Origin of the sequence: Streptomyces sp. NPDC058872, assembly GCF_042743065.1 — a bacterium.
GTDB lineage: Bacteria > Actinomycetota > Actinomycetes > Streptomycetales > Streptomycetaceae > Streptomyces.
This window is the reverse complement of sequence record NZ_JBHYMK010000060.1, coordinates 15,503-37,816: the sequence shown is the minus strand read 5'-3', so window position 1 is coordinate 37,816 and position 22,314 is coordinate 15,503. Positions and strand designations below refer to the sequence as shown.

Annotated in this window: 17 protein-coding genes; 10 read left to right on the top strand and 7 right to left on the bottom strand. The window is 74.2% G+C overall.

Going from position 1 to position 22,314, the window contains the following annotated elements:
• The first annotated feature begins 105 nt into the window (after positions 1–105).
• The 3 genes from ACFW22_RS29370 (at position 106) to ACFW22_RS29360 (ending at position 6,240) form a co-directional block, all read left to right on the top strand.
• Positions 106–1,716 (top strand): alkaline phosphatase D family protein, encoded by a 1,611-nt coding sequence (locus tag ACFW22_RS29370; RefSeq protein WP_386410177.1) that lies wholly within the window; start codon positions 106–108, stop codon positions 1,714–1,716.
• A gap of 302 nt (positions 1,717–2,018) precedes the next feature.
• Positions 2,019–4,715, top strand: coding sequence for a DUF6493 family protein (locus tag ACFW22_RS29365; RefSeq protein WP_386410174.1), 2,697 nt, complete (start codon positions 2,019–2,021; stop codon positions 4,713–4,715).
• Between the two features lie 88 nt (positions 4,716–4,803).
• A complete protein-coding gene (locus ACFW22_RS29360) occupies positions 4,804–6,240 on the top strand; it encodes a GNAT family N-acetyltransferase (protein WP_386410171.1) in 1,437 nt (478 codons plus the stop codon).
• Here ACFW22_RS29360 and ACFW22_RS29355 read toward each other — a convergent pair.
• Positions 6,161–7,378, bottom strand: a complete 1,218-nt coding sequence (locus tag ACFW22_RS29355; protein WP_386410168.1) for a trans-sulfuration enzyme family protein — start codon at positions 7,376–7,378, stop codon at positions 6,161–6,163. The two genes, ACFW22_RS29360 and ACFW22_RS29355, sit on opposite strands and share 80 nt — an antisense overlap.
• A 59-nt stretch (positions 7,379–7,437) precedes the next feature.
• On the opposite strand from ACFW22_RS29355, the gene ACFW22_RS29350 reads away from it, so the two are divergent.
• The 3 genes from ACFW22_RS29350 (at position 7,438) to ACFW22_RS29340 (ending at position 10,220) form a co-directional block, all read left to right on the top strand.
• Positions 7,438–7,935: an Lrp/AsnC family transcriptional regulator gene (locus tag ACFW22_RS29350; RefSeq protein WP_384882622.1), complete on the top strand. Its 498-nt coding sequence runs from the start codon at positions 7,438–7,440 to the stop codon at positions 7,933–7,935.
• Positions 7,936–7,984: 49 nt separating this feature from the next.
• On the top strand, positions 7,985–9,688 hold the full coding sequence (locus ACFW22_RS29345; RefSeq protein ID WP_386410163.1) for a DUF885 domain-containing protein: 1,704 nt from the start codon (positions 7,985–7,987) through the stop codon (positions 9,686–9,688).
• Between the two features lie 82 nt (positions 9,689–9,770).
• Positions 9,771–10,220 (top strand): Lrp/AsnC family transcriptional regulator, encoded by a 450-nt coding sequence (locus tag ACFW22_RS29340; protein WP_384882616.1) that lies wholly within the window; start codon positions 9,771–9,773, stop codon positions 10,218–10,220.
• Here ACFW22_RS29340 and ACFW22_RS29335 read toward each other — a convergent pair.
• From ACFW22_RS29335 to ACFW22_RS29320, 4 genes are all read right to left on the bottom strand, one after another.
• On the bottom strand, positions 10,210–13,254 hold the full coding sequence (locus ACFW22_RS29335; protein WP_386410159.1) for an AAA family ATPase: 3,045 nt from the start codon (positions 13,252–13,254) through the stop codon (positions 10,210–10,212). The genes ACFW22_RS29340 and ACFW22_RS29335 overlap by 11 nt on opposite strands.
• On the bottom strand, positions 13,251–14,420 hold the full coding sequence (locus ACFW22_RS29330) for an exonuclease SbcCD subunit D (protein WP_386410156.1): 1,170 nt from the start codon (positions 14,418–14,420) through the stop codon (positions 13,251–13,253). Before ACFW22_RS29330 ends, ACFW22_RS29335 begins: the two co-directional genes overlap by 4 nt.
• Before the next feature lie 204 nt (positions 14,421–14,624).
• Entirely contained in the window at positions 14,625–15,251 is a 627-nt protein-coding gene (locus ACFW22_RS29325) for a YigZ family protein (protein ID WP_386410153.1), read from the bottom strand.
• 9 nt (positions 15,252–15,260) lie between these two features.
• The gene (locus ACFW22_RS29320) at positions 15,261–16,652 is read right to left on the bottom strand and encodes a PucR family transcriptional regulator (RefSeq protein ID WP_386410150.1); all 1,392 of its coding nucleotides are present in this window, start codon (positions 16,650–16,652) and stop codon (positions 15,261–15,263) included.
• A 340-nt stretch (positions 16,653–16,992) separates the two neighbouring features.
• Between ACFW22_RS29320 and ACFW22_RS29315 the strand changes: the two genes are divergently transcribed.
• Positions 16,993–18,486 (top strand): carboxylesterase/lipase family protein, encoded by a 1,494-nt coding sequence (locus tag ACFW22_RS29315; RefSeq protein WP_386410147.1) that lies wholly within the window; start codon positions 16,993–16,995, stop codon positions 18,484–18,486.
• A 141-nt stretch (positions 18,487–18,627) separates the two neighbouring features.
• Positions 18,628–19,062, top strand: a complete 435-nt coding sequence (locus ACFW22_RS29310) for a CoA-binding protein (RefSeq protein WP_386410144.1) — start codon at positions 18,628–18,630, stop codon at positions 19,060–19,062.
• 229 nt (positions 19,063–19,291) lie between these two features.
• Here ACFW22_RS29310 and ACFW22_RS29305 read toward each other — a convergent pair whose 3' ends face one another.
• Positions 19,292–19,864 carry a helix-turn-helix domain-containing protein gene (locus ACFW22_RS29305; RefSeq protein ID WP_386410141.1) on the bottom strand — a complete coding sequence of 191 codons (573 nt, stop codon included), beginning with the start codon at positions 19,862–19,864 and terminating at the stop codon, positions 19,292–19,294.
• 104 nt (positions 19,865–19,968) lie between these two features.
• Here ACFW22_RS29305 and ACFW22_RS29300 point away from each other — a divergent pair, with 104 nt between their 5' ends.
• Complete coding sequence (locus tag ACFW22_RS29300) at positions 19,969–20,832, top strand: EamA family transporter (RefSeq protein WP_386410138.1); 864 nt, start codon at positions 19,969–19,971, stop codon at positions 20,830–20,832.
• A 35-nt stretch (positions 20,833–20,867) separates the two neighbouring features.
• Here ACFW22_RS29300 and ACFW22_RS29295 read toward each other — a convergent pair whose 3' ends face one another.
• A complete protein-coding gene (locus ACFW22_RS29295) occupies positions 20,868–21,635 on the bottom strand; it encodes an acyltransferase (protein WP_386410135.1) in 768 nt (255 codons plus the stop codon).
• A 137-nt stretch (positions 21,636–21,772) separates the two neighbouring features.
• On the opposite strand from ACFW22_RS29295, the gene ACFW22_RS29290 reads away from it, so the two are divergent.
• Positions 21,773–22,300, top strand: a complete 528-nt coding sequence (locus tag ACFW22_RS29290) for a gamma carbonic anhydrase family protein (RefSeq protein WP_386410132.1) — start codon at positions 21,773–21,775, stop codon at positions 22,298–22,300.
• Positions 22,301–22,314: the final 14 nt, after the last annotated feature.

The following is a 22,314-nucleotide window of genomic DNA, read 5'->3' as shown; positions in this document are numbered from 1 at the left end:
GGGAGGGTCTGTTCACGCGGGGTTCGCGTGGGCGCCGCACCCGGCCGTTAGGCATGGTGCGGCGCACCGCCCACGACCGGAAACGACAGCCCCGGAGGCCCCTCCATGTCCCGATCCGTGCCCGGCTCCTCCCCTTCGACCGCCCCCGCACCCTCTCCGGGCCGGCGCAACGTCCTGCGCGGCTCGCTGGCCGCGTCGGCGGCACTCGCCCTCGGCGGCACCGGATTCGCGGCGCCGGCGTTCGCCCGTGCGGGCCGCCCGCACGCCGCATGGGGCGTGCAGGTGGGGGACGTCACCGCCTCTTCGGGACTGGTCTGGGTGCGGTCGGACCGTCCTGCGCGGATGCTCGTGGAAACCTCGGCGACCGATTCCTTCCGGCGCGTGCGGCGCCACCACGGCCCCCTGATCGGCGCGGGCACCGACTTCACCGGCACCACCGCCCTCCGCGGCCTCCCGGCCGGGGAACAGGTCCACTACCGGGTCACCCTCGTCGACCCGGACGATCCCCGCCGGTCGGGCGCACCGGTCCTCGGCACCTTCCGCACCGCTCCGGAGCGACGTCGCGACGGGGTCCGCTTCCTGTGGTCCGGGGACATCGCGGGACAGGGCTGGGGCATCAACCCGGACATCGGGGGCTTTCGCGCGTACGAGGAGATGCGTCGCCTGGATCCCGACTTCTTCCTGTGCAGCGGCGACACGGTCTACGCCGACGGGGTCATCCAGCCGAGCGTGACCCTGCCGGACGGACGCGTCTGGCGGAACGTCACGACGCCGGAGAAGGCGAAGGTCGCCGAGACCCTCGACGAGTACCGGGGCAACTTCCGCTACAACCTCCTCGACCACAACGTCCGGGCCTTCAACGCGCAGGTGCCCTCGGTGGTGCAGTGGGACGACCACGAAGTGCGGAACAACTGGTACCCGGGGCAGATACTGGACGACCCCCGCTACACCGAGAAGGACGTGGACGTCCTCGCGGCCCGCGCCTCGCGGGCGTTCGGCGAGTACTTCCCGGTCTCCACGCTCCACCCGCGCGGCACGGGGCGCGAGCGCCGGATGCACCGGGTGGTGCGGTACGGTCCGCTGCTCGACGTGTTCGTGCTCGACATGCGCTCGTACCGCAACGCCAACTCGCCCGGTCGGCAGGCCGATGACACCACCGGCATCCTCGGTGCCGAACAGCTGGCCTGGCTCAAGCGGGAGTTGACCGCTTCCCGGGCCGTGTGGAAGGTCCTCGCGGCGGACATGCCGATCGGGCTGGTCGTGCCGGACGGTGCGGCGAACTTCGAGGCGATCGCCCAGGGCGACCCGGGAGCGCCCCTGGGCAGGGAGCTCCAGATCGCGGACCTGCTGCGGTTCGTGAAGCACCGGCGGATCACCGGCACGGTGTGGTTGACGGCGGACGTCCACTACACCTCGGCGCAGCACTACGCGCCGGAGCGGGCGGCCTTCCGGGACTTCTCCCCCTTCTGGGAGTTCGTGTCGGGACCACTGGCCGCCGGCGGGTTCCCCGCGAACGCCCTGGACGCGACCTTCGGCCCCGAGCGCGTGTTCGTCCGGGCACCGGAGCGGGCGAACCTGTCCCCGATGGAGAGCCCCCAGTACTTCGGCGAGGTCGACATCGACGGGCACAGCGGGGAGCTGACCGTGCGGCTGCGCGCCGAGGGCGGAACGGTGCTGTTCAGCAAGGTCCTCCAGCCGGGGCGGGTCGGCCAGTAGGGCCCGGACGGAAGCGGGCGGGAGCCGGATCCGGCGGATGTCAGTGGAGGGGCCTAACGTCGTTCCCATGACGCGATCCTCATCGGCGTCCGCCCGCGTGCTGTCGTCCGTGCCGCAGCCCGCGTGCTCCGGCCGGCCGCCTCGGAGCGGGCGTTGCGGCGCGCGCCTCGGACCGGGGCCGTACGCCTCGACACCGGGCCGGGGGCCACGTGCGGGGCGGGCCCGGGCGGAACGACGGGGCGCGGCGGGCGCCGAGGAGGGACGCCACGGGAAACGCGACGGGGAAGGACGTGGCAACGGACATGGAAACGCTTGGCGGCGAGGGTCACGACGGCCGGGGCGACGGCCCCGTCGAGGAGCTGCTCGCGGCGGTGCGCGCGGGTGAGCGCCGTGCGGTGCCGGCGCTCCTGGAGTCCCTGGACGCAGCCGCACGGAGGGCGGCACTGGTGCGGTTGGAGGCGCTGCGCTCCGAGGTGCGCGCCGGGAGGGGGGTGCCCCACCCGGACCTGACGGACGGCATCCGCAGCGCACTGTGCGTGGCCGGGGCCGGCTGCGCACCGACGGCGGCGGCAGCAGCGAACTGGCTCGGCGCGCGCGGCCTCCCCTTCCGGGAGGAGGACGGCCCCCCGGTCCTCGCGGCGCTCGGTGACCGGGACCCGGCGTGGGCGGCGGAGCTGATGGAGCGCCTGGCCGGACGCCGAGCCGTGGCGGAGAACGGCTACGCGCTGCTCCGGGGGCTCGCGGTGCGTTGCGGACGTGCGGTCCCCCCGACCGACGGCTACGTCGCCGGGTGGACCCGCCACCTCACCGATGACCGGCTCGCGGAGCGGCTCCGGGAGGACCCGCAGGCGCCGGCCCTGGTGGAGCGCGCCCTGGCCATGGCCGAGCCGCCCGAACGGCTGGCCCGACCGGTCGGGCGCCGCCCGGCGGAGCACTGGCCCTCGGCGCTGCGGGAGCTCGTCGCCGAAGGGGCCCTGGACCGTGCCCGGGTCCTGGACGCCGGTGTCTCCCGGCTGCTGCGGGGCGGCCCCCTCCGTCACCTGCGCTTCTCCCTGGAGGTGGTGCGCCTGCTCGAACCCGACGCGGACGAGCTGCGGGCACGGATCCCGGACTGGACCGACATCGCGGCGGATGCCCCGTCGCCGGTCGCCGGGTACGCCCAGGAGGCCCTGGCGGGGCTGGCCTCGGCGGGTGCGCTACCGGCCGGGGCGCTGGCCGAGATGACGGCCGGCGTGCTGCTCCGCACCGAGAAGAAGCTGCTGCGGGCCCAACTGGCCCTGGTGGAAGAGGCACTGGTCCGAGCGCCGGAGGCAGCCGACGAAGTGCTGCCGGCCGTGGCAGAGGCCTTCGGGCACGAGGACACCGGCGTGCAGGAGCGGGCCCTCAGGCTGGTGGGGCGCCATCTGTCCACCGTCGACGTGGAGGTGCGGCAGCAGCTGGCCGAGGCCGCCGGGCTGCTGGGCCCGACGCACCGGCGGGCCGCGGAGGCGCTGTTCGGCCGGGGCCTGGGGGCGGGGGTCGTGTTCCCGTACGAGGAGATCCTGCCGCCGGTGCCCGAGCCCCTGCTGCTCGCTCCCCCGGCGGCGACGGTCGAGGAGTGGGTGGCGGAACTGGTGGTGCAGGGGTTCCCGGAGGATCCCGTGGCGTGGGAGCGGGCGCTCGACGGCCTGGTGCGGCACGCCCACCGGGACCGGGAGGCCGTGGCCGGGGCGGTGCGGGAGGCCCTTCCCCGACCCCCGTGGCCACCGGAGGCCCCTTCCTCCGCACGGCACCACCGGGGGTTCCCCGTGGTGCTCGCCGGGCTGCTCGGCGCGCTGGACCGGGATCTGGTCGCCCGGCACCGGGCGAAGGGGCCCGGGCCGGAGGCCTGTCTCCACCGGGCACTGTCCGGAACCTTCGACGCCCGGCTGTGGGAGGCGGCCGATCTGATCGGCACGGGCGCGTTGCCGTTCCTCCTCGCCACGCCGACCTGGCACACCGGGGCGATCGACCCACTGGCCCTGGTGGAGGGAGTGCGGGGGTATCGGGAGGCCGGCATCGAGCCCGCTCCCTGCGACTTCGCCCAGGCCCTGATACGGGTCCGGCGGACCGATCCGTCGGCGGGGCGGGCCGCGGAGGAGGCGGAGGCGCTCGGCACCCCGGCCGGCCGGCGGCTCGCCGCCTGGCTGCGTACGGGAGGGGCCGGCCCGGGTGCGGCCCCCGTGGGGGCGACCGTACGGCTGCTCCCCGAGGAGCAGGACGGGTCCTCGGGGAGGAGGTGGCTGACCGATCGGATCGTGGTCGACCTCGGTGATCGTCCGGCGCTGCGGGAGGAGTTCCCGCCGGCCTTCCGCTGGCTGGGCGGCGTTCCGGAAGCCGCTCCCCGGCACTGCGGTCACGGGGCGGGGACCCCCACCCCGTGGGCTTCGGCACTGCCCGCCGACCGGGAGCTCCTCGCGGCCTGTCTCCTGCCGTTCCTGGCGAACTGCGTCGACCGGGACGCACGGGGGGCGAGCGAGCCCCTCACCGGGCTGGCCGAGGCCGCGGGTCCGGTAGGTCGGGCGGTCCATCTGGCCCTGGCGTTCGGCCTCGGCTGCGTGGACGCGGACGACCGGCTGCGTGCGGTGGACGCCGTGCTCGTCCTGGCGTCGCGGGGCGAGCTGGACGCCCGACGGTTGGGCACGGAGTTGGGGACGCTGCTCGCAGACGGGTCGGTCAAGTCGAACCGGCTGGCGGACGCGGTCCGGACGGCGTCCTCGGCGGGAGCGTACGGAACGGTCTGGGCGGTGCTGGCGGCGCTGCTTCCCGAACCGCTCGGCAAGCCGGGGGCGGTGCGGGGGCTCGGTGAGGTGCTGGCGGTCGGGGCCGACTGCGCGGAGCGGTGCGGGGCACGGGACGAGGTCGCCGGGCTCGACGTCCTCGCTGCCGGAGGGGGTTCCTCGCAGCTGGTGGTGCAAGCCACCCGACTACTGAACGCACTCCGTCAAGGGGGTAATCAATCTCCGCCACAAAAGGTCTGAATCGGTCTTTAGGTTGCCAGATAGGCGCTTAACCCATCAGTCACAAAGCGTTCGTGATCACGCAACACCTCTGGGTCACAGTGAAGCCATGACCGATGTGACGTCTTCGAAGAGCAGCCGCCGCCCGCACCACTGGCGGCACGACCTGATCGAACTGGCCGCCCTGTTCACCGCCGTGGTGGTGGCCGACACCATCGCCAAGACCATCGTCAAGGGCCCCGAAGGACCCTACCTGCTGGTCTTCTCTGCGATCGCCCTGGTCGCCACCGCCTCGTTCCACACCTGGTGGGCACGGAGGCACGGTCATGCCAGCCATGCGCCGCCCGCCGGCAACACCGGCGGGCACCACAGCACGGACCTGTCGGTGGCGACCGCACCGGCGGGGGCCGGGGCGGAGGGGCGGCCCGGGCCGCCCGCCGCGACCTCGCTGTGGCGCATGCGAACCACCGTCGCGGACACCCCGGGCAGTCTGGCCTCGCTGTGCGCGGCCCTCGCCCGGCTGGACGTCGACATCCTCACCCTGCAGACGCACCCGCTCGCCGACGGCACCGTCGACGAGTTCCTGCTCCGGGCCCCCGCCGACCTCTCCGCACAGGCCCTGGCCCACGGGACCGCTGCCGCCGGAGGGCGCGACACCTGGACCGAACGCGCCGATGCCCACGACCTGGTGGACACCCCGACCAGGGTGCTCGGCCTCGCCACCCGCACCGCGCTCGACACGGCCGAACTGCCGCTCGCGCTGCGCCAGCTCCTCGGCCGCTGCACCCTCCGCTCCGTGCCGGCCGTCTCCCTCACCGGGCGCCCCACCGGCGAACAGGCGCCGGTCGAAGGGGTCCTGGAGGAGACCACGATGCGGCTGCGCGATCCGCACGGGGGAACGATCGTCGTCGAGCGCCCCTATCTGCCCTTCACCCCGACCGAGTTCGCCCGGGCCCGGGCCCTCGTGGAACTCGACGCCCGGCTCGGCCCGCGCGTCCCGCGCAGCCAGGACGTGCTGACCCTGCCCGAAGGCAACGAGATCACCGTCCGGCGGGCCGACCAGCGCGACCTGCCCGCCGCGCGGGCCATGCACGACCGCTGCTCGGCCCGCACCCTGGGCCTGCGCTACCACGGCCCGGTCGGCGATGCCGACCGCTATCTCGACCACCTGCTCAGCCCCCGCTTCGGGCGCACCCTCGCCGTGCAGACCGCCTCCGGTCGCCTCGTCGCCCTCGGACACCTGCTGTGGGACGGCGACGAGACGGAGGTGGCCCTCCTGGTCGAGGACGACTGGCAGCGGCGCGGCATCGGATCCGAACTCCTCGGCCGCCTGGTGACGATGGCCGAGGAGGCCGGCTGCGCCAGCGTGTACGCCGTCACCCAGTCCTCCAACACCGGAATGGTGGCCGCGATGCGGGCGCTGAACCTCCCCCTCGACTACCAGATCGAAGAGGGCACCCTGGTGATCACCGCACGGCTTGCCCCGGCACCGCGTCCGGAAGCGCTGGCCGTGCCGCACGAGGAGGCCCGGCGGGCGGAGCGCTGAGCGCCTGGGTGATGTCGCGCCACAGGTCCTCGACGTCCTCCAGGCCGACCGACATCCGCAGCAGGCGGTCGCTGACGCCCGCTGCGCGGCGATCGCCCTCGGCCACGATGCGGTGGCTGATGGAAGCCGGGTGCTGGATGAGGGAGTCGACGCTGCCGAGACTGACCGCCGGGGTGATCAGCCGCACTCCGGCGATCACGTCGTGCGGGTCCCCGTACACCTCGAAGGCGATCATCGCACCACCGATCCGCGGATAGTGGACACGGGCGATCCGGGGGTCGGTGACGAGTCGTCGGACCAGTTCCGCAGCCGTCGCGGACGCCGCCCTGACCCTGACCGGGAGGGTGGAGAGGCCCCGCAGCAACAGGTAGCCGGCGAGCGGATGGAGCACCCCGCCGGTGGCGAAGCGAACCTGCCGGAGGGTGCGGGCGAACTCCTCGTCGCAGGCGACGACCCCGCCCATGACGTCGCCGTGGCCCCCCAGGTACTTGGTCGCGCTGTGCAGCACGATCCGCGCGCCCTGCTCGACGGGGCGCTGCAGCACCGGCGTGGCGAAGGTGTTGTCGACCAGGAGCGGCACGGAGCCGCAGGAATGGGCGAGGGCGCGGATGTCCGCCTCGGCGAGGGTCGGGTTGGCCGGCGACTCCACCATGACGAGGCCGGTGTCGGGCCGGATCGCGTCCGCGACGCCCGCCGGGTCGGTCCAGGTCACTTCGGTGCCGAGCAGGCCGCCGTCGAGGAGGTGATCGCTGCAGCCGTACAGCGGGCGGACCGCGACGACGTGCCGGAGGCCCTGGCCCGCCCGGGCGAGGAGCACGGCGGTGAGGGCCGCCATGCCGCTGGCGAAGGCGACGGCGGCCTCGGCGCCCTCCAGGCGGGCGAGTGCCTCCTCGAAGCGGGCCACGGTGGGGTTGTCGAGCCTGGAGTAGACGGGCGGCCCGTCGAGCCGGGCGCCCGTGGTCGCGAACTCGTCGATCCGGGCGGCCTCGGCCCGGGCGTCGTACGAGGGGTAGGTGGTGGACAGGTCGAGCGGCGGGGCGTGCAGCCCGAGTCCGGCGAGGTCTTCGCGGCCGGCGTGCACGGCTTCGGTGGTGAGGGCCCTCGGGATGGCCGAGCGGCCGTGATCCATGGCGTCCATGGCGGCACTGTGAACGGATACCGGAAAGTAGCAAGGAATCACCGTGCTACGTTCGACGGATGGCCGATTCTGTCGTACTGGACCCGGTTGATCTGCACATTCTCCGCCTCCTGCAGAACGACGCCCGGACCACCTACCGCGAGCTTGCCGCCGAGGTCGGCGTCGCGCCCTCCACCTGCCTCGACCGGGTGGCACGGCTACGTCGCACCGGCGTGATCCTCGGGCAACAGTTGCGGCTGGATCCGGCCAAACTCGGACGGGGCCTCGAAGCGCTCCTCCTCGTCCAGGTCCGCCCCCACCGGCGTGAACTGATCGGCCCGTTCGTCGACCGGATCCGAGCCCTCCCGGAGTCCCGTGCGCTGTTCCATCTGACGGGCCCCGACGACTACCTGGTCCACGTGGCCGTCGCGGACCCCGCCGACCTGCAGCGTCTCGTGCTCGACGAGTTCACCTCGCGCCGGGAAGTGGCCCGGGTCGAGACCCGCCTGATCTTCCAGCAGTGGGAGTGCGGCCCCCTGCTGCCTCCCGGTTCCGGACCCTCCAAGTCAGCCGACTAGAGCCGGACGAGGGTGACGCAACGCCGTCGGAGACGCCAGGATGACCCCCATGCCAGAGATTTCCATCAGCCCGCTGCCCCGACAGGTCGCCGACGACCACGTCGACGCACTCATCGCCCTCGACCCGATCACCGGTACGTACCTGGGAGTCAAGGAGAGCGCGGGGCTGCTCCCCGACTTCTCTCCCGCCGGCCAGCGGGCGGTGGCCGACCTCGCCCGGCAGACCCTCGCCCGGCTCGACGAGGCGGAGCGGGCCCCCGGCGCGGACGGCGAGGCCGAGCGGCGCTGTGCCCGGCTGCTGCGGGAGCGCCTCACGGCGGAGCTCGCCGTGCACGAGGCAGAGGAGAACCTCCGGGCGGTCAGCAACATCCGCTCTCCCGCGCACAGCGTCCGCATCGTGTTCACCATGATGCCGACCGAGAGCGAAGCGGACTGGACGGCGATCGCCGCGCGGCTCCGCGCGGTGCCGGCCGCGTTCGACGGTTACCGCGCCGCGCTCGCGCTGGGTCTGGAGCGCAAGCTCTTCGCCGGTCCGCGCCCCACGGCCACCTTCATCGACCAGCTCGACGAGTGGGCGAGGGGCGGAGGAGCGGGACAGGGCTGGTTCGAGGAGTTCGCGGCGGCCCGTCCCGACGACCTGCCGGAGGGGCTGCGGAACGAACTCGGCGCCGCGGCGAAGGAAGCGACCGTCGCCGTCGAGGCGCTGCGGGACTGGATGCGGGACGCGTACGCACCGGCCGTGGCCGATGCTCCGAACACGGTCGGACGCGAGCGCTACCAGCGTTGGAGCCGCTTCTTCAACGGCACCGATCTGGACCTCGACCTGGCGTACGCGTACGGCTGGTCGGAGTACCACCGCCTCCTCACCGAGATGCGGACCGAGGCCGATCGGGTCCTGCCGGGCGCGGACCCCTGGGAGGCGCTCGCCCACCTCGACGAGCACGGCACCCACATCGAGGGCGTCGAAGAGGTCCAAGCCTGGCTCCAGGAGCTCATGGACGAGGCCATCGAGGCGCTCGACGGCACCCACTTCGAACTCGCCGGACGGGTCCGGCGAGTGGAGTCCCGGATCGCCCCGGCGGGCGGTGCCGCAGCCCCGTACTACACCGGCCCGTCCGAGGACTTCTCGCGTCCCGGCCGCACCTGGCTGCCGGTGGACGGTGCGACCCGCTTCCCGGTGTACGACCTGGTGTCGACCTGGTACCACGAGGGCGTGCCCGGCCATCACCTGCAGATCGCGCAGTGGGTGCACGTCGCCGACCGCCTCTCCCGCTACCAGGCCACCCTCGGCAAGGTCAGCGCCAACGTGGAGGGCTGGGCGCTGTACGCGGAGCGGCTGATGGACGAGCTGGGCTTCCTGCCCGACGCCGAACGCCGCCTCGGTTACCTCGACGGCCAGATGATGCGTGCCTGCCGGGTGATCGTGGACATCGGCATGCACCTCGGCCTGGAGATTCCCGCGGACTCGCCCTTCCGCCCCGGCGAACGGTGGACCCCGGAGCTCGCAGAGGAGTTCTTCCAGCGGCACAGCAGCCGTCCCCCGTCCTTCGTGGAGAGCGAACTGACCCGTTACCTGTCGATGCCCGGCCAGGCGATCGGCTACAAGTTGGGCGAGCGCGCCTGGCTGCTCGGCCGCGCGAACGCCCGGGCCGCACACGGCGACGCGTTCGACGCCAAGGCCTGGCACATGGCCGCCCTCTCCCAGGGCCCGCTGGGCCTGGACGACCTGGTGGACGAGATCTCCCGGCTCTGAAGCACTCCCCCGGGACGCCCGGGCACGGGAAATCCCCGGTCGATCACTTGATCGCCCGGGGATCGCCCTGCACCCTCTCTCCATGAGCAACGCATACGTCCCCGACGCCACTGACTGGCGGATCCTCGAAGCGCTCCAGTCCGAGGGCCGCGCCAGCTTCGCCGAACTGGCCCGCGCCGTGTCGATGTCGGCGTCCGCGGTGACGGAGCGGGTGAGGCGCCTGGAGGACGCGGGGGTGATCACCGGGTACACCGCGATCGTCGACCAGGACCGCTTGGGGTACGCCGTCCTCGCCTTCGTGCGGTTGCGCTACCCCCACGGCAACTACAAGCCGTTCCACGACCTGCTCGACACCACGCCCGAGGTCCTGGAGGCCCACCACGTCACCGGCGACGACTGTTTCGTCCTCAAGGTCGCCGCGCGTTCGATGAAGCACCTGGAGTCGGTGAACGGGAAGATCTCCGCGCTCGGCGCGGTGACCACCAGCGTGGTCTACTCCTCGCCGCTCCCCCGGCGCCCCTTCAGCCGCTGAGCGCGTCCCCTCCGGTGCGCAGCCGCACCGCCGAGCCCTGCCGCGCCTTGACGACCTCCAACTGGGCCGGGATGCGCCGTCGCAGATCGGGCACGTGGCTGACGATGCCGACGCTGCGGTCCCGTTCGCGCAGGGAGTCCAGGACGTCGAGGACCTCGTCGAGGGTCTGCTCGTCCAGGCTGCCGAAGCCCTCGTCGATGAAGAGGGTGTCGAGCCGGACGCCACCGGCCTCGTCGGTGACGACGTCGGCGAGGCCGAGGGCGAGGGCCAGGGAGGCGAAGAAGGTCTCGCCGCCGGAGAGCGTCGCGGTGTCGCGCTCGTTGCCCGTCCAGGCGTCGACGACGTGCAGGCCGAGGCCGGCACGCTTGCCGCCGGCACGGGCATCGGAGTGGACGAGTGCGTACCGCCCGGCGGACATCCGCTGGAGCCGGGCGGTCGCGGCGGACGCGACCTGTTCGAGCCTGGCCGCCAGCACGTACGACTCCAGGCGCATCCGGCGCTCGTTCTCCGCGGAGGTGCCCGCGGTCAGGCCGGCGAGGCGGGCCACCCGGTCGTACTCCTCGCGGAGCGGCCCCATGCGGCGCGCTTCGGCGGCGGCCTGTCGGGAGAGTGCGGCGAGTCCGCTGACCCGGCCCTCGGCGGAGGCCAGGGCGGCGGAGGCTTCGCGGAGTGCACGCTCGGCCGCCGTGTGGACGGCTGCCGCGCCGGCCGGGTCGGCGGGCGGGAGCGCTGCGGCGGCCACGGTGGCGGGCTCGGCGAGTCGGTCCGCGACGGCGGCGGCCTCGGCTTGCCAGGCGTCCACCCGCTGCTGGTGTTCGCGACGCTCCCGCTCGTCGAGGAGTGCTGCGGCGGCCTCGGCCGGGGTGGCGAAACCCGCGCGGTAGGCGGCGTCGGCCAGGCGGTCGTCGGCCTCCTTGAGGCGCTGGACGGCGAGTTCGGCGGCGCCCACCGCTTCGGCGGCGTCGACCAGCAGGGCGATGTCCTGTTCCAGTCGGGCGGCGTGTTCGGCCACGGTGGCGAACGCACCGCGCCCCCGGCTGATTTCCTCGTCGAGCGCGGACCGCTCTCGCGCCAGGGCTTCCCGGCGCGAGGTCCGCGCCGCGACCCGCCGCTCCGCCTCCCGTTGTGCGCCCAGCCGTTCCTCGTGCTCCCGCTCGGCGGCTGCGAGCGCCTCCCGGGCGCGGTGCGCCTGTCCGGCGAGCGCGCGGGCCTCGGCGTGCAGCCGGTCCAACTCCTGTACTTCGCGGTCGAGTTCGGAAACGGCGGGATCGGCGTCCTGCTCCTCGCCGCCGGGACCCACCGCGGCATCCGCGCGTGCGGCGGACCATGACTCGCGGGTGACGGCCAACTCCCTTTCGACAGAGGTGCGCTGCTCCTCGGCACGGGTGTAGGCCGCGTAGGCGGCTTCCTCGGCGGCCCGGTCGACGTGGTCGGCGGTGGTGCGGGCCGGGACGGGGTGGGAGGTGGAGCCACAGACCTGGCAGGGGGTGCCGGGGGTGAGGGTGGCCGCGAGCTCGGCGGCGATGCCCTCCAACCGACGGGACTTGACGTCGAGCCAGCCCTCATGGGCGTCGTTCCGTCGTTCCCGGGCCACTGCCAGGCGCGTTTCGGCCCTCAGGGCGTCCTCGGCGAGCGCGTCGCGGCGGCGGGCGGCAGCAAGCCGGCGCCGGGCGGGCTCCAGGCGGCCCGCGAGCCGTTCGGCGCGAGCCGCGGCGTCACGGGCGGCCTCGACCCCTGCGGTGAGGGCGGCGCGCCGGGGGGCCCAGTCGGCGAGCCATTCGACCGCGTCCCGCAGCACGTCCTCATCGGCCCGCGCCTCCCGGCCCAGTACCGAGGCCTCTTCGGCGATGGCGGCCGCCCGGTGCTCCGCGCGCCGGGCCGCATCGAGTCCACCGAGGTCTTCGCGCAGTCGGCGCTCGCGGGCGGCGAGGAGTTCGGCACCGGCATCGGCGAGGTCGGACGGCAGTCGGGCCCGGGAACGCTCCCGGGCGACCCGGGCAACGGTGTGCTCGCGCTCGGCGTCCTGGCGCAGTCCGAGCGCGGGGGCCACCCGGTCGGCCCTGGTGCTCCGGTCGAGGACGTCCTTCCGGCGCTCGTACTCGGGGGCGCGTGCGGTGAGCCGCTCCTGCCGCCGGAGGGCATCGGCGTGTCCGGCCTGTCGGCCGGCGAGGTCGTTCTCGGCGTCGAGGGCCGTGCGCGCGGCGGTCTGGGCGGCCTCGGCGGAGGCGAGGCGCACGCCCGCGACGTCCAGGGCCTCGTGGGCCTCGGTGCGGGCGACGGCGGCCCAGCTGAGGACGGAGTCGCCGAGACCGGGGTCTCCGGGCCGGCCCTCGACGGGGGTGCGGGCGGCTTCGAGGCCGCTCGCGGCCTGGGCCATGCGGTGGGCGAGGGCGAGCAGGCGCGCGTCCCCGTCCTCCACTTGCTGTTGGGCAGCACGCCGCAGCTCGGCGAGGCGCTCCTCGACGGCGGCGAAGCGCCGGGTGTCGAAGAGACGGCCGAGGAGCTTGCCGCGGGCCTCGGCATCAGCGCGCAGGAACCGGGCGAAGTCGCCCTGGGGAAGGAGGACGACCTGGCAGAACTGGTCGCGGCTCATGCCGACGAGCCGGGTGATCTCTTCCCCGATCTCCTGGTGGGAGCGGCTGAGGCCGGTCCATTCGCCGGTGGCGGGTTCGTACTGGCGCAGCCAGGTCTGGGCCTTCTCGGTGGTGAAGCCGCCGCCGCGCTTCTTGGGCCGTGGTTGGGCGGGGCGACGGGTGACCTCCAGGCGCCGGTCGGCCACGGTCAGTTCGAGGACGACCTCGGTGGGCGTGCCGACGGGGGCGTGGTCGCTGCGCAGGGAGGTGCCGGGGTTCTGGCGGGCACCGGGCACGCTGCCGTACAGGGCGAAGCAGACGGCGTCGAGCACGGAGGTCTTGCCGGCGCCGGTGGGCCCTTGGAGGAGGAAGAGGCCGGCGGAGGACAGGGCGTCGAAGTCGATCCGCTGCGTGGTGCCGAAGGGCCCGAACGCGGTCATCTCCATGCGGTGCAGCCTCACCGGTCCACCTCGCGCTCGGCGGTGTCGACCCGTACGTCGTCGAAGGCGCCGTACAGGACCGTCCGTTCGGGTCCGTCGAGGGCCGTACCGCGTACGTGGGCCACGAAGTCCTCCGCGATCTGTTGGTCGCTGCGGTCCCGGAGCCGCTGCGCATAGGAGGCACCGGGGCCTTCGCCACCGGTGGGCTCGGGGTCGAAGACCAGGCTGAGGGCGTGCGGGAAGCGTTCGGCGAGCCGGGTCATGGGGTCGGCGGGGCGCACGGGGTCGGTCAGGGTGGCCTCGACCCAGGACTGCTCGTGCGGAGCGAGCGAGGGGTCGGCGAGGAGGTCGTCGAGCCGTCCGCGGAGGCGGGCGAGGGGGCGCGGCACGGGACAGTCGAGGCGTGCGTCGCCGGTGATCGTCCCGTCTTCGGAGAGGTCGATCAACCACATGGTCTTGCGGTGGGCGGCCTCGGAGAAGGAGTAGGCGAGGGGCGAGCCGGAGTAGCGGATCCGCGGGCCGATGACCTGGCTGCCGTGGAGATGGCCGAGGGCCACGTAGTCGACGCCGTGGAAGGTTCCGGCGGGGACGGCCGCGACGCCGCCGACGGTGATGTCCCGCTCGCTGTCGCTGGGTGCACCGCCCGAGACGAAGGCGTGGGCGAGGACGACCGAGCGGGTGCCGGCGGGCCGGCGGGCGAGGTCCGCACGGACCCGGTCCATGGCGGCGGAGAGGACGGCCTCGTGGCCGGTCTTCTCGGCTCCGAGCCGCTCGCGGACGAGGGCGGGTTCGAGGTAGGGCAGGCCGTAGAGGGCGACCTCGCCGTGTGCGTCGCTGAGGACGACGGGGGTGCCGATGCCGTCCGGGTCGGTGCGGAGGTGGATGCCGGCCCGCTCGATGAGCCCGGCTCCGACGCCGAGGCGGCGGGCCGAGTCGTGGTTGCCGGAGATCATGACGGTGGGCACCCCGGCCCCGGCGAGCCGGCGGAGCGCGGCGTCGAAGAGTTCCACGGCGGGCAGGGAGGGCACGGCCCGGTCGTAGACGTCACCGGCGACGAGGACGGCGTCGACGTCGTGGGCGTGGACGCTCTCCACGAGGTGGTCGAGGAAGGCGGCCTGGGCGTCGAGGAGGCCGACGCGGTGGAAGGACCGGCCGAGGTGCCAGTCCGAGGTGTGCAGGAGCCTCACGATGCCGTCCCACCCCGCATGTGTGCCGCTCCTCGTCTCCGGTTCCCTGTGCCTGCGCCCACCACGCTATCCCGAGCGGCGGGTCGTGCGCGGCCGTCTCGACGGGTCCGTGCCGGGACGCCGTGCCCGGGCTCCCGGGCGGTTCGCCGTCCGGCCCCGGGGCCTCCCGGTGCGCCCGGCCGTCGGGAGCGAGCCCTCGCGGCCTCAGGCGTCGCCGTACGCCTCGCCGCCGAGTTCGAAGGTGGCCGTGCCCGCCGTGGCGTCGGCGAGCCAGCTGCGGAAGGCGGGGACGTCCGCGTCCGGGAGGCCGATCTCAAGGGTGACGGCCTGGGCGTACTGCACGTCCCGGACGGCTCGGCCGGTGGCCCGCAGGTCGTTCTCCAGCTTGCCCGCCCGCTGGTGGTCGACGGTGACCGTGGCGAGTCGGAAACGCTGCCGGGTGATCGTGCCCAGTGCGTCGAGCGCCTCGCCGACCGCCCCTCCGTACGCGCGGATCAGGCCGCCCGCACCGAGCTTCACACCCCCGTAGTAGCGGGTGACGACCGCGGCGACGTACCGCATCTCGCGGCGCAGCAGCATCTGCAGCATCGGGACGCCTGCCGTGCCGCCCGGCTCCCCGTCGTCACTCGCCTTCTGCACCGAGGCATCGGCACCGAGGACGTACGCGAAGCAGTTGTGGGTGGCGGTGGGGTGCTCCCTGCGGATGCGCGCGACGAACTCCTGCGCCTCCCGCTCGTCGGCGACGGGCGCCAGCGCGCAGAGGAAGCGCGAGCGGTTGATCTCGGTCTCGTGGACGCCCTCGCGGGCCAGAGTGCGGTACTGCTCCTGCATCCGCCCAGCCTACGTTCCGTCGGTGCCGCCCTCTCCGGCGGTGCTCCCGGCAGTGGGTCCGGCGGTGGGTCCGGAGCCGGTCGCGTCAGGAGTGAGGCCCGTGTAGGGCAGGGCGCGCAGCGCCAGGGCCCAGCCGAGCCGGTCGACTCCGGACTCGCTGGAGCGACCGGTGAGCTCGGCGATGCGGCCGATGCGGTTGAGGACCGTATTGCGGTGACAGTAAAGCTGCTCGGCAGCACGGGAGGCCGAACAGCCCTGGTCGAGCCAGACCCGGAGGGTGGTGAGGAGCGCCGTCCTCTCCCCACCGGTGGCGAGCACCGGTCCGAGGTAGACGGTGACGAGCCGCTCGGCGAGGTCGGCACGTCCGCTGAGCAGCACCTCGGCGAGCCGGTCGTCGAAGAGGGCGGCCTCCCCGCCTCCCGCCGGGAGGGCACGGAGGGTCTGCTCGGCGAGTCTCAGGGCCCGTCCGGCATGGGAGAGCCGCTCGAACTCCGGGGACACTCCGCAGGTGGCACCGGTCCGGTCCCGCAGGGCGGCCAACAGGGTCCGCAGGGCCGGGTGCGCGCCGCCGGGGCCGGCGGCCGTCCGTGCGGTGGGCGTGGTGCGCGGCGGCAGCCGGACGATGCCGGCGTACCGGCCGGAGCGGGGCCGCCAGAAGGACCACATGCCCCGGGCCTCCAAGGCGGGCGCGAGGTCCGGCGGGGCGGCCGGGTCCTGGGCGGCGACCACGACGACGTACCGGTCGAGCGCGGGGACGCCGAGTGCGGCGGCGGCTGCCCCGGCGACGGCGGGGTCGTCGGCGCGGCCGTCGAGCAGGGCCTCGAAGAGCGCGGCGCGCCGGGTGTCCTGACGGCTCTGCAGTTCGAGCTGGGCGATCCGGTAGGCGTCGGCCATCGCGACCGAGTAGCGGTCGATGGTCTCCCAGACGCCGCTCGCCACGTCGAGTTCCAGGTCCCGGTCGTCGCCCTCGCGTCCCGGCCGCCCCCTCAGGTGTTCGGACATGACCTGCCACAGGACCCGGCCGCCGCGCCGGTACGCCTGGAGCACGGCGTCGAGCGGAACGCCCTGCTCGGCACGGCGGCGGCCGGTCTCGCGGGCCGCCCGCTCGAAGTCCCCGCCGGTCGGGGCGAGGCCGCCGAAGTCCTCCAGGGCCCGGAGGAGGTTGTCTCGGCAGATCTCCCAGAGGTCCTCGCGGGTGACGGGGGTGTCGGAGGCGTACGTGCCGGAGTGGGTGCGGATGTCGTCGACCGCACGGTCGGTGAGCCGGTCCGCGTCGGCGAGCAGCGCCGTGGCGAGGGAGCGGCGGAGCGAACCGGAGCCGCCCGCGCCGCCCAGGGGGGTGTGGACACCGCCGGAGCGTGCCCCTCCGGGATCCCCGGGGGTGGCCGGGCTGTGGGTCATGGCCCGCACGGTAGCGCCGGGATGCGGCGATGGCCACGGGGCGGGTGCGGCAGCGGGGCCGCTGCCCACTCCGACCGGCCGCACGGTGGGCACCTGCACATGGCGTCGGGGCGGCGTTCCACCGGATTCTGTGCCGTGCCGGCCGATCGGCAGTGGCCGCGGCGCGGGGCCGCCGCCCGCGGGGTCCGGAGCGCGTCGTGTGGTTGGGCGTCGCAGACGTGCCGGACGGGTCGGCCCGTCGCCTTTCGAACGGATCGCGGTCGTCCGAGGTGCGGTCCGTCTCAACCGCCGGGAGTTTGGGAGCGGAACCGCTCCGCGTCGTCGATCGAGGAGGAAGCCCGTGGTGGAGTTCGAAACGGGGCCGGGCACCGGTCGGGGAGCCGAGGTCCGCACGGTCCGCGGGGTCCTGCGCGGTACCGTACGGGAGGGCGTGGCCTCCTTCCTCGGAGTGCCCTACGCCCGGGCCCCGGTGGGCCCGCTGCGGTTCCGCGCGCCGGAGCCCGTGCCCCCGTGGGACGGGGTGCGACCGGCCACCGCGTTCGGTCCGACGGCACCGAAGCGTCCGTACGCCCCGCCGCTCGACGCCCTCCTCCCCGACCCGGAGGTGGGGGGTGACGGTTGTCTGAACCTCAACGTCTGGGCGCCCTGGACGGTGCGGGAAGGGCCCGGCGGGGGCGGGCGGCCGGTCATGGTCTGGATCCACGGCGGTTCGCTGCTCCACGGCTCCTCCGCGGTCCCGGTCTACGACGGGACCGCGTTCGCCCGGGACGGCATCGTGCTCGTCTCGATCAACTACCGGCTCGGCGTGGAGGGGTTCGGCGTCCTCCCGGACGCGCCGGGAAACCTGGGCCTGCGTGACCAGATCGCCGCGCTGGCCTGGGTGCGGGAGAACATCGAGGCCTTCGGCGGCGACCCGGAGCTCGTGACGGTCTTCGGCGAGTCGGCGGGCGCGGTATCGATCGCCGCCCTGCTGACCTCGCCCCTCGCGCAGGGCCTCTTCCGGCGGGCCGTCCTGCAGAGCGGCCCGCCGATCGCCCTGTCCCGGGGCCGGGCCCGCAGGGCCACGCGGGCGGTGGCGGCCAGGCTCGGGGTCCCGGCCACGGCGGAGGCCCTCGCGCGCGTGGACCGGGAGCGGCTGCTCCGGGCCCAGACCGAGGTGACCGCCGGGGGCTCACCGCTCACCGGCGGGCGTTCCTTCCAGATCGCGGTGGACGGCGAGGTGGTGCCGCGCGATCCGGTGGCGGCGCTCGACGAGGGCGCGTCGGCAGAGGTCGACCTGATGGTCGGCACGACGACGGAGGAGTACCGGCTGTGGTTCGTGCCGGGCGGCCTGATCGACCGCATCGGTCGGCTCGCGCAGCGGGTCGTCCTGTGGAAGGCGGGGGTGCCGGCGCGGACGGCACGGGTGTACCGGGCGGGCAGGACCGGTGAGAAGCCGGGCGAGGTGCTCGGCGCCATCGCCACGGACCGGTTGCTCCGGATCCCGCTGTACCGGGTCGCGGACGCCCGGCAGCGCGCGGGGGCGCGGGGCGGTACGTACGTGTACGAGTTCGCCTGGCCTTCTCCCGTGCTCGGCCTCGGCGCCTGTCACGCACTCGAACTCGGCTTCGTCTTCGACTCGCTCGACCTGCCGGAGACGCGCGCCCTGACCGGACCGGACGCACCGCACGGGCTGGCGGCGGCCGTGCACGCGGCGTGGGTGGCCTTCGCCGCGACCGGCGACCCCGGCTGGCGCGCCTGGGACCCCGGCCGCCCGGTGATGACCTTCGGTCCGGGGCTGCCGTCCCTGGTGGAGGCCCCGCGCGAGGCCGAGCGGCGGGCGTGGGAGCGCTGATCTCCCCGGCAGGGGGAGCGGGGGCCACCGGGGTGCCGGTCCGGGGGCGTGCCGCCGGGGTCGGGCGGGAATCACGGCCCGGCGCGGCTCGTTCACACGGAGGACGTGCCGCGCCGAGGAGAGGCAGTAGAAGTGACGAGCATGGACACCACGACCACGGAACCCACCGCCTACTCCGCGGCGGACGCGGTGCGACGGATCCTGACCTCCGCGGGCGACACCTGGGCGGTGGTCGGCCTTTCCACGAACCGGGCGCGCGCCGCCTACGGGGTGGCGGCCGTCCTCCAGCGCTTCGGCAAGCGGATCGTCCCGGTCCATCCGAAGGCGGAGACGGTCCACGGCGAGCAGGGGTACGCCTCGCTCGCCGACGTCCCGTTCCCGGTCGATGTCGTCGACGTCTTCGTGAACGGCGAGCAGGCGGGTGCGATCGCCGACGAGGCCGTCGCGATCGGGGCGAAGGCGGTCTGGTTCCAGTTGGGCGTGACCGACGACGAGGCCTTCTCCCGCACCCTGGAAGCCGGCCTGGACATGGTCATGGACCGCTGCCCGGCGATCGAGATCCCGCGCCTGGGGTGAGCCGCGGGAGCGATGGGCCGACGGGACGCCGAGGCGTCACGGGCCCCGTTCCCGGAAGCCGGGCGACGTCCTTGCCGGGTGACGGGTGCCTGTCGCAGCAGCGGCCGCCGGACCACGGGGCCCGTGCGGCGTCGGTGGGGAAGCCCGCGTGGAAGTCCGTGCCGCTCCCCCGGGCGCCGCGCCGCGCCGGCCTGCGGTGCAGCGCCGGGGACGGACACTGCTGCCGGCGTCAGCGGACGGGCGGGATGGAAACGGCCATCGTCATCTCCACCGGCTCGTCCCCGTCGTTGCGGTAGGTGTGGGGGACGTTGGCCTCGAAGACGGCGGAGGTGCCGGCCGGCAGCGGGTGGTGCTCGCCGTCCACGACCAGGGTGAGCGTTCCGGTGGTGACGTGCAGCAGTTCCACGGTGCCCTCCGGGTGCGGATCGGAGGCGCTCTCGTCGCCCGGCATCAAGCTCCAGGACCAGAGTTCCAGGGGGCCGCGGGCCTCGGTGCCGACCAGCAGGGTGGTGTGGCTGCCGGTGGGGGTGGACCACATGCGGACGGCCTGTTCGGGCGGGACGAGCCGGACCTGGGGGCCCTGGTCGTAGTCGAGCAGGGTCGTGATCGAGACCCCGAGGGCGTCCGCCAGCTTCACGGTGGTGCCGACGCTGGGGTTGGTGCGGGCCTGCTCGATCTGGATGATCATGCCGCGACTGACGCCCGCACGGGCGGCGAGTGCGTCCAGGGTGAACCCCCGTTCCTTGCGCCAGCGCTTCAGGTTCCGGGCGAGCGACTGTGTGAGCTGGTCGAGGTCCGACACATTCCGTCCAATATTCTGGATGACAGAGTCCAATAAACTGAACTACGGTGGAGTGCACCCCATCGTTCACCGCACTGTACTGCCGCATTCCCCTGCGAGGACCCATGACCGCCCTGCTCGCCCTCGCCACCAGTCTGCTCTGGGGCCTCGCCGACTTCGGGGGCGGGCTCCTCACCCGACGGTTCCCCGCGCTGACGGTCGTCGTGGTCTCCCAGGTCCTCGCCGCCCTCGCCCTCGGCGCGATCGTCCTCGCGACCGGCGCCTGGACGGAGGCCGGCCCCTCGCTCTGGTACGCCGTCGGGGCGGGCGTCGTCGGACCGGTGGCCATGCTCGCCTTCTACGAGGCGCTCGCGCTCGGCCCCATGGGCGTCGTCTCCCCGCTCGGTTCGCTCGGCGTGGTGGTTCCGGTCTCCCTCGGCCTCCTCCTCGGCGACCGACCGGGGCTGCTCCAGTTCGCCGGCATCTCGGTCGCGGTCCTCGGCGTCCTGCTCGCGGGCGGTCCGGAGCTCCGGGGGGCTCCCGTCCGCCGCCGGGCCGTCCTGCTGACACTGGTCGCGGCCTTCGGCTTCGGCTCGGTGATGGCGCTCATCGCCGAGGCCTCCACGACCGTCACGGGCCTGTTCCTGGCCCTGTTCGTCCAACGGGTGACCAACGTCCTGGTCGGCGCCGGCGCCCTGTACGCCTCGGTGCGCCGGGGCGGCCGAGCGCTTCCCGAGGGCGGCCCCGGAGCCGTCCGTCCGGCGCTCCCGGCCCTCGCCCTCGTCGGTCTCGCCGACGTGGCGGCCAACGGCACGTACGCGATCGCCGCGCAACTGGGCCCGGTCACCGTGGCGGCCGTGCTGGCGAGCCTCTACCCGGTCGTCACGGCCCTCGCGGCCCGCGGCGTCCTCAAGGAACGCCTCCGCGCCGTCCAGGCGGCAGGAGCGGGACTCGCCCTGGTGGGCACGGTGCTCCTCGCGACGGGCTAGCGGGCGAAGTCCCCGCGCCCCCGCCGCCGAAGGACTCAGGAGGGAACCGACTCCGCACTCCCCGTGCGCCGGGCCTCCCACACCGCGAGCGCCGCCAACTGCTCGGGGGTGACGTGCTCCGGAATCGGGACCGGGGCGGGGGTGCGGAGCGGAGGCTGCCACCCCTTCTCCGCGTCCCAACGGCGGACCACCTTCGCCGGTGCGCCCGCCACCACCGCGTGGTCGGGGACCTCACCCCGCACCACCGCACCCGCCGCGACGACGACGTTCCGACCGAGGCGCGCACCGGGAAGGACCACCGCACCCGTGCCGAGCCAACAGCCCGGACCGATGACGACCGGTTCCGAGCGGGGCCACTGACGGCCGACGGGCTCGTCCGGATCGTCGTAGCTGTGATTGGTCGAGGTGACGTAGACGTACGGACCGCAGTACGTGTCCGAGCCGATCGACACCTTCGCGTCGGCGATGACGTGACTGCCCCGGCCGAGGACGACCCCGTCGCCGAGGGTCAGCACCGTGTCCGCCCCGAGGTCGAGGTCGGGCAGCATCCCCGCCGTCAGCGTGACCTGCTCGGCGATGATGCAGCACTCGCCGATCTCGATCCACGGCTCGCCGAAGACCGTGCCCTGCGGGAAGGCGAGCCGGGTGCCCGCGCCGAGGCGACGGAAGCGCAGCTTCCCGGGGTGCTCGGCGGTGACGGAGCCCGCCTGCTGCACCCAGCGCCAGCCCCCCTGCACGGCACGGGCGAGGACCCTGCGGCGCCAGGCGGCAAGGGAGGAGAACGTGTTTCTGTTCCTGGGCACCCGGCCACCGTAGTCGGCACCGTCGTGCCTGATCAGTGCGGTGCGCTGTGATGTCCGTCATGAGCACGGCATAGGCTGCGCCGGGGACACCCCGGGCGTGACACGACGGCTGACGATCCGACGATCAGGAGCGAACCATGACAGAGGCGTTGATCAAGGGAGTCGGCGGCAAGGAGCCGCAGATCGATCCGACCGCCTTCACCGCCCCGACCTCCGTGGTGCTCGGCGAGGTCACGCTCGGCGCCCGCGCCAGCATCTGGTACCAAGCGGTGCTGCGGGCGGACTGCGGCCCCATCGCGATCGGCGAGGACTCCAACGTCCAGGACAACTGCACGGTCCACGTCGACCCCGGCTTCCCCGTCTCGATCGGGGCCCGGGTGACCGTCGGCCACAACGCCACCGTGCACGGCTGCACGATCGGGGACGACGTGCTCGTCGGCATGGGCGCGACGGTCCTCAACGGGGCCCGGATCGGCGCCGGCTCGCTCGTCGCCGCCCAGGCGCTCGTCCCGCAGGGGATGGAGGTCCCGCCCGGCTCGCTCGTCGCGGGCGTGCCGGCCAAGGTGCGCCGCGCACTGACCGAGGAGGAGAGGGCGGGCATCCGACTGAACGCCGAGATGTACCTGTCGCTCGCCAAGGGGCACGCCGAGGCCTTCGAGGACTGAGCACCCTCCGACGG

Bases quoted from the DNA above. Each gene is read 5' to 3' on its own strand.
- ACFW22_RS29360 (WP_386410171.1), top strand. From the start codon at position 4,804: ATGACCGATGTGACGTCTTCGAAGAGCAGCCGCCGCCCGCACCACTGG.
- ACFW22_RS29325 (WP_386410153.1), bottom strand. From the start codon at position 15,251: ATGCAGGAGCAGTACCGCACTCTGGCCCGCGAGGGCGTCCACGAGACC.
- ACFW22_RS29370 (WP_386410177.1), top strand. From the start codon at position 106: ATGTCCCGATCCGTGCCCGGCTCCTCCCCTTCGACCGCCCCCGCACCC.
- ACFW22_RS29300 (WP_386410138.1), top strand. From the start codon at position 19,969: ATGACCGCCCTGCTCGCCCTCGCCACCAGTCTGCTCTGGGGCCTCGCC.
- ACFW22_RS29365 (WP_386410174.1), top strand. From the start codon at position 2,019: ATGGAAACGCTTGGCGGCGAGGGTCACGACGGCCGGGGCGACGGCCCC.
- ACFW22_RS29340 (WP_384882616.1), top strand. From the start codon at position 9,771: ATGAGCAACGCATACGTCCCCGACGCCACTGACTGGCGGATCCTCGAA.
- ACFW22_RS29310 (WP_386410144.1), top strand. From the start codon at position 18,628: ATGGACACCACGACCACGGAACCCACCGCCTACTCCGCGGCGGACGCG.
- ACFW22_RS29350 (WP_384882622.1), top strand. From the start codon at position 7,438: ATGGCCGATTCTGTCGTACTGGACCCGGTTGATCTGCACATTCTCCGC.
- ACFW22_RS29320 (WP_386410150.1), bottom strand. From the start codon at position 16,652: ATGACCCACAGCCCGGCCACCCCCGGGGATCCCGGAGGGGCACGCTCC.
- ACFW22_RS29290 (WP_386410132.1), top strand. From the start codon at position 21,773: ATGACAGAGGCGTTGATCAAGGGAGTCGGCGGCAAGGAGCCGCAGATC.
- ACFW22_RS29345 (WP_386410163.1), top strand. From the start codon at position 7,985: ATGCCAGAGATTTCCATCAGCCCGCTGCCCCGACAGGTCGCCGACGAC.
- ACFW22_RS29355 (WP_386410168.1), bottom strand. From the start codon at position 7,378: ATGGACGCCATGGATCACGGCCGCTCGGCCATCCCGAGGGCCCTCACC.